13 protein-coding genes are annotated in these 15,839 nt (G+C 72.3%); 5 read left to right on the forward strand and 8 right to left on the reverse strand.

Going from position 1 to position 15,839, the window contains the following annotated elements:
- The first annotated feature begins 99 nt into the window (after positions 1-99).
- Both ORV05_RS18380 and ORV05_RS18385 read left to right on the forward strand, forming a co-directional pair.
- Complete coding sequence (locus tag ORV05_RS18380) at positions 100-1,581, forward strand: cytochrome P450 (protein WP_268440661.1); 1,482 nt, start codon at positions 100-102, stop codon at positions 1,579-1,581.
- Positions 1,582-1,739: 158 nt separating this feature from the next.
- A complete protein-coding gene (locus ORV05_RS18385) occupies positions 1,740-3,587 on the forward strand; it encodes a putative bifunctional diguanylate cyclase/phosphodiesterase (protein WP_268440662.1) in 1,848 nt (615 codons plus the stop codon).
- A gap of 10 nt (positions 3,588-3,597) precedes the next feature.
- Here the strand turns inward: ORV05_RS18385 and ORV05_RS18390 are convergent, their stop codons facing one another.
- The 3 genes from ORV05_RS18390 to ORV05_RS18400 form a co-directional block, all read right to left on the reverse strand.
- A complete protein-coding gene (locus tag ORV05_RS18390) occupies positions 3,598-4,146 on the reverse strand; it encodes a GNAT family N-acetyltransferase (RefSeq protein ID WP_268440663.1) in 549 nt (182 codons plus the stop codon).
- Between the two features lie 95 nt (positions 4,147-4,241).
- Complete coding sequence (locus tag ORV05_RS18395) at positions 4,242-5,420, reverse strand: LCP family protein (protein WP_268440664.1); 1,179 nt, start codon at positions 5,418-5,420, stop codon at positions 4,242-4,244.
- A 100-nt stretch (positions 5,421-5,520) separates the two neighbouring features.
- Positions 5,521-6,201, reverse strand: coding sequence for an alpha/beta hydrolase (locus tag ORV05_RS18400; RefSeq protein ID WP_268440665.1), 681 nt, complete (start codon positions 6,199-6,201; stop codon positions 5,521-5,523).
- Between the two features lie 50 nt (positions 6,202-6,251).
- Here ORV05_RS18400 and ORV05_RS18405 point away from each other — a divergent pair, with 50 nt between their 5' ends.
- Positions 6,252-6,968 carry a sugar isomerase domain-containing protein gene (locus tag ORV05_RS18405; RefSeq protein WP_407652508.1) on the forward strand — a complete coding sequence of 239 codons (717 nt, stop codon included), beginning with the start codon at positions 6,252-6,254 and terminating at the stop codon, positions 6,966-6,968.
- A gap of 4 nt (positions 6,969-6,972) precedes the next feature.
- On the opposite strand, the gene ORV05_RS18410 is transcribed toward ORV05_RS18405, so the two are convergent.
- A complete protein-coding gene (locus ORV05_RS18410) occupies positions 6,973-8,841 on the reverse strand; it encodes an ABC transporter ATP-binding protein (RefSeq protein WP_268440667.1) in 1,869 nt (622 codons plus the stop codon).
- A gap of 160 nt (positions 8,842-9,001) precedes the next feature.
- On the opposite strand from ORV05_RS18410, the gene ORV05_RS18415 reads away from it, so the two are divergent.
- Positions 9,002-10,324: a glycosyltransferase 87 family protein gene (locus ORV05_RS18415; protein WP_268440668.1), complete on the forward strand. Its 1,323-nt coding sequence runs from the start codon at positions 9,002-9,004 to the stop codon at positions 10,322-10,324.
- On the opposite strand, the gene ORV05_RS18420 is transcribed toward ORV05_RS18415, so the two are convergent.
- The 4 genes from ORV05_RS18420 to ORV05_RS18435 all read right to left on the reverse strand — a co-directional run bounded on the left by ORV05_RS18420 (position 10,302) and on the right by ORV05_RS18435 (position 14,661).
- Positions 10,302-10,511, reverse strand: a complete 210-nt coding sequence (locus tag ORV05_RS18420) for a helix-turn-helix domain-containing protein (RefSeq protein ID WP_005437638.1) — start codon at positions 10,509-10,511, stop codon at positions 10,302-10,304. The genes ORV05_RS18415 and ORV05_RS18420 overlap by 23 nt on opposite strands.
- 180 nt (positions 10,512-10,691) lie before the next feature.
- Complete coding sequence (locus ORV05_RS18425; protein ID WP_268440669.1) at positions 10,692-12,320, reverse strand: ABC-F family ATP-binding cassette domain-containing protein; 1,629 nt, start codon at positions 12,318-12,320, stop codon at positions 10,692-10,694.
- Between the two features lie 125 nt (positions 12,321-12,445).
- Positions 12,446-13,102, reverse strand: coding sequence for an acVLRF1 family peptidyl-tRNA hydrolase (locus ORV05_RS18430; RefSeq protein ID WP_268440670.1), 657 nt, complete (start codon positions 13,100-13,102; stop codon positions 12,446-12,448).
- Entirely contained in the window at positions 13,099-14,661 is a 1,563-nt protein-coding gene (locus ORV05_RS18435; protein WP_268440671.1) for a deoxyguanosinetriphosphate triphosphohydrolase family protein, read from the reverse strand. The genes ORV05_RS18430 and ORV05_RS18435 overlap by 4 nt, the downstream gene beginning before the upstream one ends.
- Positions 14,662-14,700: 39 nt before the next feature.
- Here ORV05_RS18435 and ORV05_RS18440 point away from each other — a divergent pair, with 39 nt between their 5' ends.
- Positions 14,701-15,792, forward strand: coding sequence for a lycopene cyclase family protein (locus tag ORV05_RS18440; RefSeq protein WP_326938067.1), 1,092 nt, complete (start codon positions 14,701-14,703; stop codon positions 15,790-15,792).
- The last annotated feature ends 47 nt before the right edge of the window (positions 15,793-15,839 follow it).

Consider the following 15,839-nt stretch of genomic DNA (forward strand, 5'->3'; position numbering starts at 1 on the left):
CAGCGCACGGCAGCGCCCGAGCCGCGGCGCCGGGGGCTTCCCTCGCCGCGCCGAATGCGGGAAAGTGTCGGGGAGCAGGAAACGTTGCGAGGAGGCATCGTGACCGGTGCGATCGGCAGGGTGAGCGGCACGATCCGCGAGCGGGTACCACCGCTGACCGCGATTCCGCTGCCGCGGGCGGTGGATCGGCGGCTGCTCCACCAGCGCTGGCCGGTGCGGGAGTTGGCCTCCCCGCCGCCCGGCAGCGGCCTCGCCCCTGTCCTCGGCGACGCCGGCGCCCCGCTGGTCGGCCACTCGCTGGAGTCGATGCGGTTCGGCCTGGAGTTCGCGCTGCACCGGTACGAAACCTACGGCCCGGTGTCCTGGATGGGCGCGTTCGGGCAGCGGATCGCGGTGCTGGCCGGCCCGGAAGCCACGCAGATCGCCCTGGTCAACAAGGACAAGGCGTTCTCGCAGGAGGGCTGGAAGTTCTTCATCGAACGCTTCTTCCACCGCGGGCTGATGCTGCTGGACTTCGAGGAACACCTGCTGCACCGGCGGATCATGCAGGAGGCGTTCACCCGCGAGCGGCTGGCCGGGTACGCGCGGCAGTTCGGACCGGTGCTGCGCCAGGGCATCGCGGAGTGGGGTGCCCGGCCGAAACCGCGGTTGTACTGGGCGCTCAAGCGCCTCACCCTGGACGTGGCGACCCGGGTGTTCATGGACATGCCCAGTGGCCGCAACGCCGAACAGATCAACCGGGCCTTCGTCGACTCGGTGCGCGCGGCGACCGCGCTGGTGCGGTTCCCCGTCCCGGGCGGACGGTGGGCGGCGGGCCTGAACGGCCGCAGGCTGCTCGAACGCTATTTCGCGGAGAACCTCCCGGCCAAACGCCGGGCGCCGGGCGACGACCTGTTCTCCGCACTGTGCCTTGCCACCGGGGACGACGGCGAGCGGTTCGGCGACGAGGACGTCATCAACCACATGATCTTCCTGATGATGGCCGCGCACGACACCACCACGATCACCAGCACCGCGGCGGCCTACCACCTGGCCAAGCACCCGGAGTGGCAGGAGCGGGCCCGCGAGGAATCGCTCGCGCTCGGCGACGAGGCGCCGGATCTGGCCGCGCTGGACGGGCTGCGCACCCTGGACCTGGTGATCAAGGAGTCGCTCCGGCTGACCGCGCCGGTGCCGTCGCTGCCGCGCAAGGCGGTCAAGGACGTCGACGTGCTCGGCCACTACATCCCGGCGGGCACGCTGGTGAGCGTTTCGCCCAACGCGAACCACTTCTCGCCCCAGCACTGGACCCAGCCACGCCGGTTCGATCCGGAACGGTTCGCCGAGGGCCGCCGGGAGGACAAGTCGCACCGCTACGCCTGGATGCCCTTCGGGGGCGGCGCGCACAAGTGCATCGGCCTGCACTTCGGCACCTACGAGGTCAAGGCGGTGCTGCACGAGATGCTCCGGGCCTACCGCTGGTCGGTGCCGCGGGACTACCGGATGCGATGGGACTACGTGTCACTGCCGGTTCCCGTGGACGGGCTACCGGTGCGCCTCGCCCCGCTGCGCCGCGGTAGCCGGATCGTTCACAAACAGTGACCACATCTATACTGATCACCACTCATTCAGCCGATGGACAGGTTCGACCCGAAATGGTGCCGTGACATGACCCGGGTCGGCAGGAGTCGCTGAGGGGTGGTCGACCGCCCCTTACCGCGGCTGACCTGGACATCGTTCGTTCGGTAAGGGGTGGAAGCGTGCCGGAACCTGGCGACGCACCAGGGTTGGTGGAGGTCGTCCAGCGGTGGACAGCGCGGTGGGCCGACACGGATGGGGTATCGCTTTCCCCCGCGCAGCTCGAAGAACTCGTCGCCGGGGTGGCGCGCGATGCCGCCGCCCGGGCCGAGGCCGCGCGGGACGCCGCGTTGCGCCGGTTCTCCGCGTTGTACTCGGCCTCCCCCATCGGTATCGCCCTCGCCGACCCGAACGGGGAGATCGTCGAGGCCAACGCCGCGCTCGGCGCCTTCCTCGGCTGCAAGACCGATGATCTGCGCGGACGCGACCTGGCCGACCTCGGCTACGGCCCCAAGGATCGCCACGCCCTGCTCGACGGCCTGGACGAGGTGGACGAGGCCGGGTCGGAACCCTATCGGCAGCGGGTGCAACTCGCCCATGCCGACGACGTCGGCACCTGGGCGGACATCACCCTCGCCGTGCTACCCGGCGACCGGCCCGGCGCCGCCTACCCGGTGCTGATGGTCCTGGACGCGAACGAGGTGCACCAGCTGCAGGAGACCCTGCGCCACCAGAGCATCCACGACCCGCTCACCGGACTGTCCAACGCCTCCCGGTTCAACACGCTGCTCGAAGGCGCACTCGGCCCCTCGGCCCGCGACCAGATCGCCCTGGTCTACCTCGACATCGACGGGTTCAAGGTGATCAACGACGGGCTCGGCGCCGGCGTCGGCGACAAGGTGCTGCGCCGCATCGCCCGCCGCCTCCGCGAGGTCTTCACCAGCCACGATCCGCTGATCGCCCGGCTTTCCGGCGACGGGTTCGCCGTCCTGTTGCGTGGCAGGCTCACCGCGCAGGAGGTGATCACCCAGGTGCAGCGGGCCCTGGACGAACTGCGCGAGCCCATGTACGTCGACGATCACGGGATCGGTGTGAGCGCCAGCGCCGGGATCGTGGTGCGCGACGTCGCCGACGGTGGCCCGGAGGATCTGCTGCGTGCCGCGGAGCTCGCCCTGCACCGGGCCAAGGCGGCGGGCAAGGCCCAGTGGATGCTGTTCGACCCCGATCTCGACGTCAGGGACCGGGCGCGCTACCGGCTGGGCGCCGAAATCGGCGGCGCCCTGGAAAACGGCCATTTCGAGCTGGTCTACCAGCCGATGGTGAAGCTCGGCCCGTCCGGCGGGCTGGCCGCGGTCAACGCCGGGCTGCGCTGGAACCATCCCGAGTTCGGCGAACTCGGCTCCGAGGAGTTCTACCCGCTGGCCGACACCACCGGCATGACGGTCCAGCTCGGCAACTGGCTGCTCACCGAGTCGCTGGCCGCCGCCGCCCGCTGGCGGGAGCGTCACGGCGAGGCGGCGCCCGACATCTGCATCCGGCTCCCCGGCCGGCTGGCGGTCGACCCGGAGCTGGTGGGCGCGGTCAAGGAGCTCCTGGACCGCTACCGGTTGCCTGCCGGGGCGCTGCGGCTGTGCACCGACTCGCCGTCGTTGCACGATCCCCGCGGTGAGGTTCTGGAGTCTCTGTCGGTCCTGACCGATCTCGGCGCGAAGATGGTGCTCGCGGTCACCGGTTCGGCCGATCTGGAGCTCATTCCCCGGCAGGGGCTGAAAGTGCGGCAGATCATTCTCACCGGCCCGGTCGTGGACGCGCTCGGCGACAACCCCGACGCGGCCGCGGTGCGGCATCTGGATCAGCTGGTCGCCCGGGCCCGGGAACTGGGCCTGCGGGTCGGCGCCGACGGGGTCCGCACCACCGCGCAGGCCGAACTGCTGCGCGGGCACGGCGTCATCGCCGCGCGCGGCCCGTTCGTCACCGACTCGGCCACCGGCGACGAGGTGGACGACCTCATCGAGCGGTACACGGGCTGAACGGCCGGGTTCATTCCCCTGCGCCGGGCACGGTCTTGCGCCACACCACGAGCACCCCGGTGCTCGCGGTCCCGCCGGGCAGCTTCGGCGGGACCGTGCCGATCCGCGTGAAGCCGAGCCGCTCGGGGATCTTCCCGCTGCGGACGTTGGCCTGGTCGTGGTGGATCTCGACGGAGCGGGCGCCGATCCGGAACGCCTCCGCGGCGAGCAGCGCGGAGGCACGGGTGGCCAGGCCGCGCCCGGTATGCGGTTGGCCGATCCAGTACCCGATCTCCAGTGCGCCCGGCGCGAGCCGCGCCATCAGGCTGGCCGAGCCGAGGATTTCCTCCTCCGCGCCCACCAGGGCGTAGTCGAAGGCCTCGCCGGTGCGCCAGCGTTCCTGGCAGAGCCGGAGATAGGCGATCGCGTCCGCCTCGCTGTAGCCGTCGACCGCCCACGGCATCCACGGCGCGAGGTGGTCGAGGGACTCGTTGACGGCGCGGTGCAGCACGACGGCGTCCTTCACCCGCCACCGCCGCAGCCGTACTTCACCGTCGGTCAGCGTCGTCGAGGGCTCCATGCCCCGATCGTGCCCTGCCACCCCGCTCCCGCGCACGGCATTTTGCGGGCGTTTGCGCGAGTTCCACGCTCGGGCCGGTGTTGGGTACCCCAGGGTCAGTTCATGATCGCGCTGTCGGGCACCGCGGTGTCGCCCCGCAAGGCGTCGAACAGCTGCTTCGTCTTGGTCTTGTCCCAGTTCTCGGCCGATCCGGAGGTCACCGGCACGGTGGTGGTGACCACCCCGCCGTCGGAGATGCCCCGCAGCGCGAACGCCAGGCCCACCAGGTTGTTCAGGTGGTCGCCGGAGTCCATGGTCAGCGCGCCGGGGGCGGCCGAGAGCAGCGGGAAGAAGTCGAACGGGTTCAGCAGCGTGCCGGGCGTGGCGATCTGGCTGACCAGCGCGCCGATGAACTTGCGCTGGTTCTCCACCCGGTCGAGGTCCGACCGCGGGGTGGCGGCGCTGTGCCGCATCCGCACGAAGCCCAGCGCGTGCGGGCCGTCGAGCTTCTGGCAGCCCGCCGGAATGCTGATGTTGGTGTAGTCGTCGTGCATCTCCTTGTCGATGCACATGTCGACACCGCCGATCGCGTCCACGATGTTGGCGAAGCCGCCGAAGCCGATCTCGGCGTAGTGGTCGATGTGCAGACCGGTGGCCAGCTCCACGGTCTGGACGAGCAGCGTGGGCCCGCCGAGCGAGAACGCCGCGTTGATCTTGTTCTTGCCGTGCCCCGGAATGGTGACCTGGGAGTCGCGGGGCAGGCTGACCAGCGTCGGCTTGGTGCTGTTGTCCGGCAGGTGCGCGACCATGATGGTGTCGGTGCGGGTGCCCGCGCCCGCCGCCTCGGTGTCGCCGGTGGCCAGTCGCGCCTCCTGCTCCTGGCTCAGCCCGTCCCGGCTGTCGGAGCCGACGATGAGCCAGTTGGTGCCCGAGGCCGCGGCGGGCCGCCCCGAGTAGTCCTTGATCGCGTCCACCCGGTTGATCGAGGTCTCCAGGTAGATCCACACCCCGGCGAGGAACAGCACGAAGACCAGCAGCAGGCTGAGCAGGATCTTGCCCGGGCCGAAACGCCGCTTTCCCCGGCGAGGGGCCCGGGCGGCGGGCGGTCCGTCCCCGGGCGCCTGGGGCGGCGGCCCGGCCGGACGGGGCGGCGCCTGCCGGGGCGGCGGCTGCCGTCGCGGCGGGGCTTCCCGCCCCGGGATCGGCAGCATCTGGGCGCCCTGGTGCTGCCGTGGTCCTCGTGGCTGCTGACGCGGTTGCCCAGGGTAACCGCCGTAGTCACCGCCGTAGCTCATGCTGCCCTCACCCGTCCCCGATCTCCGGCCTGCGCGGCCCCTAGTGAACCGCAAGGCGTCCCGAAGGGGACGCCCGGCTCCCCGGTCCGGTTGCGCCTACCTAGCGCCGCAGGCGCAGACGCTGGTCGGGCGGCTTCCCCCAGACTCCGGCCTGCCGCACCCCGGCCGCGTCGAGGGTGAACTCGGACACCAGTCGGTTCCAGGTGCCGGGCCGGGCGAGCATCGCGTGTCCCTCCAGCATCAGCTCGAACCGGGCGAGCCTGTCCGCCGTGTACCGGGCCCGCTGCGCGTAGCGGTAGGACTCGGCGGGGCGGGTGATCCGGTCCTGGCTGCCGTGCACGATCACCACCGTGCGGCCGGTCACCGGCGCCACGGGTTCGCCGGGGGGCGTCCAGGGGGCCAGGGCGCAGACCGCGGTGACGGCGGGATCGTCGGCCACGCGCAGCGCGACCCGCCCGCCCATCGAGTGGCCCAGCAGGAAGACCGGCACCTCGGGCCGTTCCCGGCGGATCCGGGCCAGCGCCCAGCGCGCGTCCACCACCGGATGCAGTGCGGGCTCGTTCCAGCCCCGGACGCGGTTGCGCAGCAGGCGCACCTCCACCCCGTGCCCCGTCCCGGCCCGGTGGACCGCCTTGGCCAGGGGAACCATCCGCAGGTACGCGGTGTTCCAGGGTCTCACTCCGGACAGCCCCGCCTCGGCGCCGCCGTGCAGCACCAGGGCCACCGCCCGCACCGGACCGCGGGCGGGCCACGAGGACAACGACGGTTTTCGCTGGATCACAGGAAGAGCAACGCCCACGCCGGACGATTCTTCCCGATAAGGTCGGCGAGGTGATCGTCGATCTGGTGACTGAAGCCATACGGAACGCCGCCACGGGCAACGAGGAGCCGGTTTCCCAGACGGCCGCGCTGCTGCTGACCACGCTGACACGGGACGGGCTCGTCTACACCGCCGGGGCGGGTCATTCGCTGGCCGCGGTGGCCGAGACCTTCTACCGCGCGGGCGGCCTGGCCTGCGTCTACCCGCTCTACCACCCCGAACTGCTGCCGCTGCACGGCGCCGAGGCCAGCACCGGCGCCGAACGACGCCCCGGGCTCGCGGCACAGGTACTGGCCGCCGCCGGGCCCGGCCCGGACGACCTGCTGGTGGTGTTCTCCAACTCCGGGGTCAACCCGTACCCGGTGGAGCTCGCGCGCGCCGCCCGCGAGGCCGGCACGCCGGTGATCGCGGTGACCTCCCGCACGTCGGTGGCCGCCGCGCCCCGGCGGTCGGAGGGCACCCTGATCGACGCGGCGAGCGTCGTGCTCGACACCGGTGTCCGTCCCGGTGACGCCAGCTTCCCCGCGGACAACCCGCGCACGGCCGCGTTGTCGACCGTATTGAACGCCTTCCTGTGGAACTCGGTGCTGGCCGCGCTGGTGTCGCTGGCCGAGGAGGCCGGGAACGTCACCGTGCCGTTGTGGCGCAGTTCGAACGTCCCCGGCGGCGACGAGGCCAACGCCGCCCTGCTGGCGCGCTACCGCCCTCGCATCCCCGCCCTGGCGTGACGGGTCACGCCGCGGCGGCGGGCTCGTCGTCGAACTGCGTCCGGTAGAGCTCGGCGTAGCGCCCGTCCGCGGCGAGCAGCTCCTCGTGCGTGCCGCGCTCGACGATCTCGCCGGCCTCCACCACGAGGATCTGGTCGGCCGCGCGCACGGTGGACAGCCGGTGCGCGATGACCAGTGCGGTGCGGCCGGTCAGCGCGTGCGTGAGCGCCTCGCCGACCGCCACCTCCGAGGCGGAGTCCAGGTGCGCGGTGGCCTCGTCCAGCACGATCACCCGCGGCTGTGCGAGCAGGAGGCGGGCGATGGTCAGCCGCTGCCGCTCGCCGCCGGAGAGCCGGTACCCGCGCTCCCCCACCACCGTGTCGAGCCCGTCGGGCAGGCCGCGCACGAGCTCGTCGAGCCGGGCCTGTTCCAGTGCGCCCCAGATCTCCTCGTCGCTCACGCCGGGCCGCGCGTACTCGAGGTTGGCCCGGATGGTGTCGTGGAACAGATGCCCGTCCTGGGTGACCACGCCGACGGTCTCGCGGATCGCCGCGAAGCTCAGGTCGCGCACGTCCACGCCGCCAAGGCGGATGGTGCCGGAATCGGCGTCGTAGAGCCTCGGCAGCAGCGAAGCGATCGTGGACTTGCCCGCACCGGAGGAGCCGACGAGCGCCACCATCTGCCCCGGCTCGGCGCGGAAACTGATTCCGTGCAGCACCTCCTCCCCACCCCGGGTGTCCAACGTGGACACTTCCTCCAGCGAGGCCAGCGAGAACCTGTCCGCGGCGGGGTAGCCGAACCGCACGTCGGTGAACTCGACGGAGACACCCCCGCCGGGCACCGTCCCGGCGTCCGGCTTCTCGGTGATCATCGGCTTGAGATCGAGCACCTCGAAGATCCGCTCGAAGGACACCAGCGCCGTCATCACGTCCACCCGCAGGTTCGCCAGCGCGGTCAGCGGGCTGTAGAGCCGGGTCAGCAAAAGGGCCAGCGCGACCACGGTGCCCGGGGCGAGCTGCCCGCGGATCGCCAGCCAGCCGCCGAGGCCGTAGACGAGCGCCTGTGCCAGCGCCGAGACCAGGGTCAGGCTGGTCATGAACCACCGGGTGAGCATCGCCGTGCGCACCCCGATGTCGCGCACGCGGCCGGCGCGGCGGCCGAACTCCGCGACCTCGGTCTCCGGATGCCCGAACAGTTTGACCAGGGTGGCACCCGGCGCCGAGAAGCGCTCGGTCATCTGGGTGGTCATCCCGGCGTTGAGCTGTGCGGACTCGCGCTGCAGATCGGCCATGCGCCGCCCGATGCGGCGGGCGGGCAGCACGAACACCGGCAGCAGCACCAGTGCCACCACGGTGACCTGCCAGGACAGCGTCATCATCACGGCGAGCGAGAGCACCAGCTGGATCACGTTGGTGACCAGACCGGACAGCGTCGCGGTGAACGTGCGCTGCGCCCCGATCACGTCGTTGTTGAGGCGGCTGACCAGCGCGCCGGTGCGGGTGCGGGTGAAGAACGCCACGGGCATCCGCTGCACGTGTTCGAACACCGCGCGCCGCAGGTCCAGGATGAGCCCCTCCCCGATCCGGGCGGACTGCCAGCGCTCGGCCAGGCCGAGACCCGCGTCGGCGACGGCGAGCAGGGCGACCACCACGGCCAGCCCGATCACCAGGCCCGCCTCGTGCCCGGCGATGATCGCGTCGACCACCTTCCCGGCCAGCAGCGGGGTCGTCACCGCGATCACCGCGGAGATCACCGTCAGTACCAGGAACACCACGAGGCTCGCCCAGTACGGGCGGGCAAACCGCGTGACCCGCTTCACCGTCCCGGCCGCCAGGCCCCGCGGCGCGTTCGCGCTGCGCATCGCCGAGCTCAGCAACGACCAACTGTTGTCCACATCGCCCTCCACCCACTACCCGAAAGCTCGACATTACTTTAAGTATCTGGCCCCGATGCCCTGGACAACGCCGGGCCGGAGGAGAAGCTTCCCGCCGGGCCCGCCCGATTCTGCCCGGCCTCTCCCGACCCGCGGCAGGGGCTGGGTAATCTTGCTGACCATGGGTGTCGACGCGCCGAACCCCGCCCGCGCCCGCACCCTGGGCCGGGCCGGGTTCACTCCTCACCCGCTGGCGCTGGACCTGGCCTTCTACCTGGCCTGCCTGGCCTATGCGGTGGCCACGGCCTTCACGGCGGAGTTCTACGGATTCCGGATGTGGGGCGCCTTCGCCTCGGCCGGGTACGGCCTGGCCGCGCTGCACACGGGCTGGCTGCTCACCCGGCATCGGGAACCGGGGAAGCGGACGCACTTCCTGCGGTCACGCCGGGCCGGGCTCGCCGCGATCGGCGTCTTCGCCCTGCTGGTGCCGCTGGCGGTGCTGGTGGTGCGGAGGCTGACCGGGGTGGACTGGCTGATCACCCCGTTCTCCTGGGCGGCACAACCCGAGGTCTGGGTGATCGAGCGCTCCGCGAGCCTGCTGCTGCACCACGGCACGCCCTATGTGGACGTCACCGCGCTCGGCAGGCCCCCGGTGGTCAACGACTACACCCCCTACGGGCCGGTGATGGCGCTGTTCGGCCTGCCGCGGGCGCTGTTCGGCGGCACGGCCGCCGGGAACGCGCTGACCGACGCCCGCCTGGTGTTCGCGGTCACCGCGGTCGTGTGCGTCTGGCTCACGCTCCGCCTCCTGGGCCGGCCGCGCGTGCCGGTCCGCGCGGCCCAGCTCGCGATGGCCTGCCCGCTGACCGCGCTCACCTGGTCGGTGGCTGGGCCGGACCTGGCGATCCTCGGCCTGCTGCTGGTCGCCGGCGCACTGGCCGCGACGGACCGCCCGGTCGCCTCCGCGATCATGCTCGGGCTGGTGGTCAGCGCGAAGCTCATCGTGGCACCGGCACTGGTGGTGCTCGCCTTGCTGGTCCTGACCCGGCTCGGCGGGCGGGCGCTGGCCCGCTTCGCCGCCGCCTTCCTGGCCGCGGTGGCACTGCTCAACGTGCCCGTGCTGCTGGTCGACCCGGGCGCCTTCGTCGAGCACGTGCTGAAGTTCCCGGCGGGCCTCGGGGTGGTGACCTCTCCGGCGGCCAGCCCGCTTCCCGGCTACCTGCTCGCGAGCACGGGCCCGGCCGGGAAGGCGAGCGCCTTCCTGCTGCTCGGCGCGGCGGCGGTGGCGATACTCGTCTGGCTGGTGCGCCGTCCGCCTGCCACCGGCTCGGCGGCCATGCTCGCGATCGCGGCCGGGCTGGGCGCGTTCACACTCCTCACGCCGGCCACCCGGTACGGGTATCTCGTGTACCCGCTCGTGCTGCTCGGTGCGATGCTGTGTTTTCGCCGGGCGGAAGCCGTACCGGCTTCCGTGCCGGGTTTTACTTCTTCTTCACGCGGGTAGCGCCACCGCGCCCGCGCAACTGCACACCCGATTCGGAAAGTACGCGGTGCACAAAACCGTACGAGCGTCCGGTCGACTCCGCGAGGGCGCGAATACTGGCACCCTTCTCGTATTTCTTCTTCAGGTCAGCGGCCAGCTTGTCACGCGTGTTCCCGGTGATCCGCGCGCCCTTCTTCAGGTCAGCCACGTCATCCCGCCTTCCTCCACGACAGTGTTTCGGAGCCCGTCAGGCCCTGCACACGCAATGATCGAACACGGCGCGCCGGATTGCCAGACGAGGAGCGAAAAACCCTGCCGCTGAGCGGTAATTTTGGGCCGTAAGTATGGTTGTCTAACTCAACTAAAGACTCGGGCGGCTTTGTTTACCTCATGCCAACTGCACGAGTTCCAGGTAATCCGCGGACCAGTGGTCTTCGGTCCCGTCCGGCAGCAGGATCACCCGCTCGGGTTCCAGTGCCTCGACCGCGCCCGGGTCGTGCGTGACGAGCACGACCGCGCCGGTGTAACTGCGCAGCGCGTCGAGCACCTGCGCGCGGCTGGCCGGGTCCAGGTTGTTGGTCGGCTCGTCCAGCAGCAGCACGTTCGCCGCACTGGACACCAGGCCGGCCAGCGCCAGCCGGGTCTTCTCACCGCCGGACAGGGTGCCCGCGGGCTGGTCGAGCTGCTCCCCGGTGAACAGGAAGGAGCCCAGCAGGTTCCGCAGTTCCTGGGCACCGGTGTCCGGGGCGAGGTGCCGGATGTTCTCCCACACGCTCGCCTCGTGATCCAGCGTTTCGTGCTCCTGCGCGTAGTAGCCCAGGCGCAGACCGTGCCCGGGAACGACTTCCCCGATGTCCGCCTTCTCCATCCCGCCCAGCAGGCGCAGCAGCGTCGTCTTGCCCGCGCCGTTGAGCCCCAGCACCACGACCTTGGAACCGCGGTCGATGGCGAGGTCCACGCCGGTGAAGATCTCCAGCGAACCGTACGATTTGGACAGATCCGTGGCGGTGAGCGGGGTGCGGCCGCACGGGGCGGGCGCGGGGAACTTGATGTGCGCCACCTTGTCCGCGTGCCGCGTCTCGTCGAGATTCGCCAGCATCTGCTCGGCGCGGCGGGCCATGTTCTTCGCGGCGACCGCCTTGGTGGCCTTCGCCCCCAGCTTCGCAGCCTGCTGCTGCAGCGCGGCGGCCTTCTTCTCCGCGTTCGCGCGTTCCCGGCGGCGGCGCTTCTCGTCGGTCGCCCGCGCCTCCAGGTAACGCTGCCAGTTCATGTTGTAGTGGTCGAGCTCGCCGCGCGTCGCGTCGAGGAACCACACCTTGTTGACCACCTCGTCGAGCAGTTCGACGTCGTGGCTGATCACCACGAGCCCGCCGTCGTGCGCCTTGAGGAAGCCGCGCAGCCAGTTGATCGAGTCGGCGTCCAGGTGGTTCGTCGGCTCGTCGAGCAGCAGGATGGTGTCCGACCGGCCGGTGGCTCCGGCGTCGGAAGCGGCGAACAGGATGCGCGCGAGTTCCACGCGGCGCCGCTGGCCGCCGGAGAGGGTGCTCAGCGGCTGCGCGAGGACCCGCTCGGCCAGGCCGAGATTCGCGCAGATCCGGGCCGCCTCGCTCTCGGCGGCGTATCCCCCGAGCGCGGCGAACCGCTCCTCCAGCCTGCCGTAGCGGCGGACCGCCTTGTCCCGCGCCGCTTCGTCGACGAGCTCGGACATGGCGGTCTGCGCCTTCTCCATGTCGCGCAGCAGGGCGTCGAGGCCGCGCGCCGACAGCACGCGGTCCTTCGCGGTGACCGAGAGATCGCCCTCCCGGGGATCCTGCGGCAGGTAACCGATCTCGCTGGCGTGACGGACCTCGCCCGCGTAGGGCTGGCCCTCCCCCGCGAGCACCTTCAGCGTCGTGGTCTTGCCCGCGCCGTTGCGCCCGACGAGCCCGATGCGATCGCCGGGCTGGATGCGGAGGGTGGTGTCGGCGAGCAGGATGCGCGAACCGGCGCGCAGTTCCAGGCCGGTGGCCGTGATCAAGAGAACTCCCGGGGACGGGGGTGGACGAGGGGGCTGCGACGACGGCCAGCGGCGGTGCGCTCACACGGCCCGCGCGGCTACTCCAGGAGAACATCCACGAAGCCAGTGTAGTGGGCGGCGCCGGGTCACCCCTGCCTGACCACGATCTCCACCGCCCTCGCCCGTTCCGCCGCCTCGTCCAGCACCGCCCGCCTCGGCTCCGAGATGTCCAGGATCCGGGGCAGCGCAAGGGAAAACACCGGTTCCAGCCGCCGGTCCGCGCGCAGCTCGTCCAGTGCCCGCCGGTCACCGCCGAGCACCACGGCGTCGAGTTCGGACAGCCGGGGACCGAGCACCTCGAGCGCGTCGTCGGCGGCCTCGCGCAGGGCCTGGCGCGCCTGCCCCTCGCGGCGCCGCGCGAACCGCTGCTGCGACCAGCCGCCCGCGGCGGACCGCCCGTGCACGTGGTGCCGGTCGGTGCGCGACACGGTCACCTCGCCGCCTTCCGCGACCCCGACGCTGTGCGCACCCAACCGCACCAGCAGGAGGCCGACCCGGCGCGGCCGTTTGGCGTGCAGCACCAGGCGGACCGTCGGCGGGCCGCCGCCCGGCAGGGGCGGGAAGGGCACCGCCACCGTCGCGGTGGTGCCGTTGCCCGCGGTCACCACGACCTCGTCCTCCGTGGCGGCCGTCTCCCGGATGCCGTCGTTGCGCGCGGCGAACCGGTCGAACCAGCCCGCCAGCCGCTCCGGCGCCACCTCCACCACGCGGCCCCCGCCTGCCGCCGTCCGGACCTTGCTCACAGCACGAACGAATCCGACCAGGGCTGCGACGACCGGCCCGAAAGCGCGTCGAGCAGCGACACCGCCTGCTTGTCGGTCAGCGAAGCCACGAAATCGATCACGGCGCGGCCGCGGGCCAGCCCCCGCACCGCGTCCACCCCGCTCACCGGCTCCCCGGTGGCCCCGACCAGCAGTTCGGGCGCGTCGGCGACCAGCCGGGCGTACTCGGCGTGCGCGAGTTCGACGAGGTCGTGGAGCCGCCGGGGCAGCCGGGACGCCTCGTCGCGGTCCCCCAGCCACGCGTCGAGCGCGTCGACCAGCGTGGTCAGCAGGCTCGCCTGCCCCCGCTGGTGCAGCGCCAGTTCCGGCCGCAACAGCACGAACTGGCGGTGCACGAACTTGAGCACCTGCACCTCGTGCCACTGCTCCTGGCGCAGCGCGACATGCCCCGACCGGCTGCCCGGCTCCTCGAGCACCACCACCCCGCCCACCAGCCGCGACGTCCAGTGCGCGGAGAAGGCCGCGGTGGTCTGCTCGGCCTCGATCGACCCGTCGAACCCGCTGGCCAGCAGCCCGTCGACGAGCTCGGCACGCACCCGGGAAACGGCCTGCGCGAAGGCGGCGTCGTCGACGATCCACGCGTCGCGGACGTGCATCCGGCGGCGCAGCAGCTCCAGCGACCGGCCCGGCCGCCGGGCCTCCGCGGCCAGTTCCGCGGCGTCGAGCGCGGCCAGATCCAGGGCATGCGCAAGCCAGGAGCCCAGCTCGGCGGCCACCGGGGCGTACTGCAGGACCCCGATGCGGTGGAAGTCCTGCAGGTCGTGGATGGCGTAGGCGATGTCGTCGGCGGTGTCCATCACCGAGGCCTCGACGGTCTGCTGCCAGTCCTCGAGCCGCCCGGCGAACGGCGCCCGCGCCTGCAGCAGATCGTCCAACTCGGTGCTGTAGGCGGAAAACTTGCTCGACCCGGTGCCCGGGAGGTCGGCGGGTTCGGCGGCCCCGCGCGGCGGATTCGGCATCGCCGCCGGATGCGGCTGGGGCCAGTGCAGCCGGGCCCACGGATACTTGAGCACGGCCGCGCGGACCGCGGCGGTCAGGTCGAGGCCGACCACCGAGGGGCCGCGCACGTCGGTGGTGGTCAGGATGCGGAAGGACTGCGCGTTGCCCTCGAAGCCGTCCGCGAGCCCGAACCGGTGGCGCGCGATGCGGTCGAGCACTCCCTCGCCGAGATGCCCGAACGGCGGATGGCCCAGATCGTGGGCGAGCGCGGCCGCCTCGGCCACGTCCGGGTCGAGCCCGCCGAGTTTGGCGGTCAGCTCGGCCGTGCCCGGCGAGGCGAGTAGCCGCTCGGCGACGGCCCTGGCCACCTGTGCCACCTTGAGGCTGTGCGTGAGGCGGTTGTGCAGCAGGCCGGACCCGGCCGCGCTGACCACCTGCGTCACTCCGCCCAGCCGCGCGAAGAACGGCGACACCACGATCCGCTCGCGGTCGGCTCGGAACGGGTTGTCGGCGAGGTCCGGCCAGCCGGCCACACCGCCGGGGGGCTCGTCCCTGCGCAGTGCCCGGGGATCGCGTTCCATGGGGGTAACCGTATCCGTACGGGAAGCGGGGATCCGGTGATGGACGTGGTTGTCGCGGGCGCGGGGCCCGCCGGGTGGGCACTGGCCTCCGCGTGCGCCCGTGAGGGCCTGGAGACGGCCCTGATCGCCCCGGCGCCGGAAGCCCCCTGGTCCAACACCTACGGCCTCTGGCGGGACGAGGTGCCCGGCCTGCCCGCCGCGGCGATCGCGGCGGCACCGTCCCGCACACTCGGGGTGGGCACCTCGGAGCACTGGCTCGGCCGCCGGTACCTGATCGCCGACAACGACGGGCTGCGGCGGTGGCTGGCCCACGGCGGAGTGCGGGTGATCCCCGGGCGGGTGGCCGGTGCCAGCGCGGGCAAGGCGCACCTGGCGGGCGGCGGGATCGTGGCCGGCCGGGTGCTGGTGGACGCCACCGGCGGACGCCGTCCTGGCCTCGGCACCCAGCAGACGGCCTACGGGCTCGTCGTCGCGGCCCGGGAGGCCGAGCGGCTGGTGCCCTCCGACACCGCGGTGTTCATGGACTGGTCGGCCCCGGCCCGCGAGCCGACCTTCCTGTACGCGGTCCCCGTCGGCGGCGGACGCGTCCTGCTCGAGGAGACCTGCCTGGCCCGCAGGCCGGGACTGGGCCCCGATCTGCTCGCCGGACGCCTCCAGTCCCGGCTGCTCCGGGCCGGTGCCGCGCCCGAGGGCGACGAGGAGCTGGTGCGCATCACGCTCGACCCGCTGCGTCCCCGCGGCCTCGCGTTCGGGGCGGCCGCGGGCCTGATCCACCCGGCCACGGGATATTCACTGGCCGACTCGCTCCGCCTGGCGCCCGCCGTGGCCGCTGCGCTCGCCGAAGAGCTGCGGTCCGGCCCCGCGCAGGCGGTGCGGGCGGCACGGCACGTCCTCTGGCCCGCGGCGGCACGGACCGTGCACACGCTGCGCCGGTTCGGGCTGCGTGCCCTGCGCGAGATGCCCGGCGACCGGCTTCCGGAGTTCTTCGAACTGTTCTTCGGCCTGCCCAGCGAACTGCAGCGCGCCTACACCTCGGGCCGCACGGACGTGACCGGGACGGTGGCGGCGATGACGGCTCTGTTCCGCGCCGCCCCGTGGCGCCTGCGCGCACGGCTGGCGGGCTGCCACTAGGCCGTTGGGGTCATGGGGACGGACCCAGGATGAACATCAGTCGACAT

The organism is Amycolatopsis cynarae (assembly GCF_026802195.1).
Lineage (GTDB): Bacteria > Actinomycetota > Actinomycetes > Mycobacteriales > Pseudonocardiaceae > Amycolatopsis_E > Amycolatopsis_E rhizosphaerae.

Bases quoted from the DNA above. Each gene is read 5' to 3' on its own strand.
- ORV05_RS18390 (WP_268440663.1), bottom strand. From the start codon at position 4,146: ATGGAGCCCTCGACGACGCTGACCGACGGTGAAGTACGGCTGCGGCGG.
- ORV05_RS18395 (WP_268440664.1), bottom strand. From the start codon at position 5,420: ATGAGCTACGGCGGTGACTACGGCGGTTACCCTGGGCAACCGCGTCAG.
- ORV05_RS18415 (WP_268440668.1), top strand. From the start codon at position 9,002: ATGGGTGTCGACGCGCCGAACCCCGCCCGCGCCCGCACCCTGGGCCGG.
- ORV05_RS18435 (WP_268440671.1), bottom strand. From the start codon at position 14,661: ATGGAACGCGATCCCCGGGCACTGCGCAGGGACGAGCCCCCCGGCGGT.
- ORV05_RS18440 (WP_326938067.1), top strand. From the start codon at position 14,701: ATGGACGTGGTTGTCGCGGGCGCGGGGCCCGCCGGGTGGGCACTGGCC.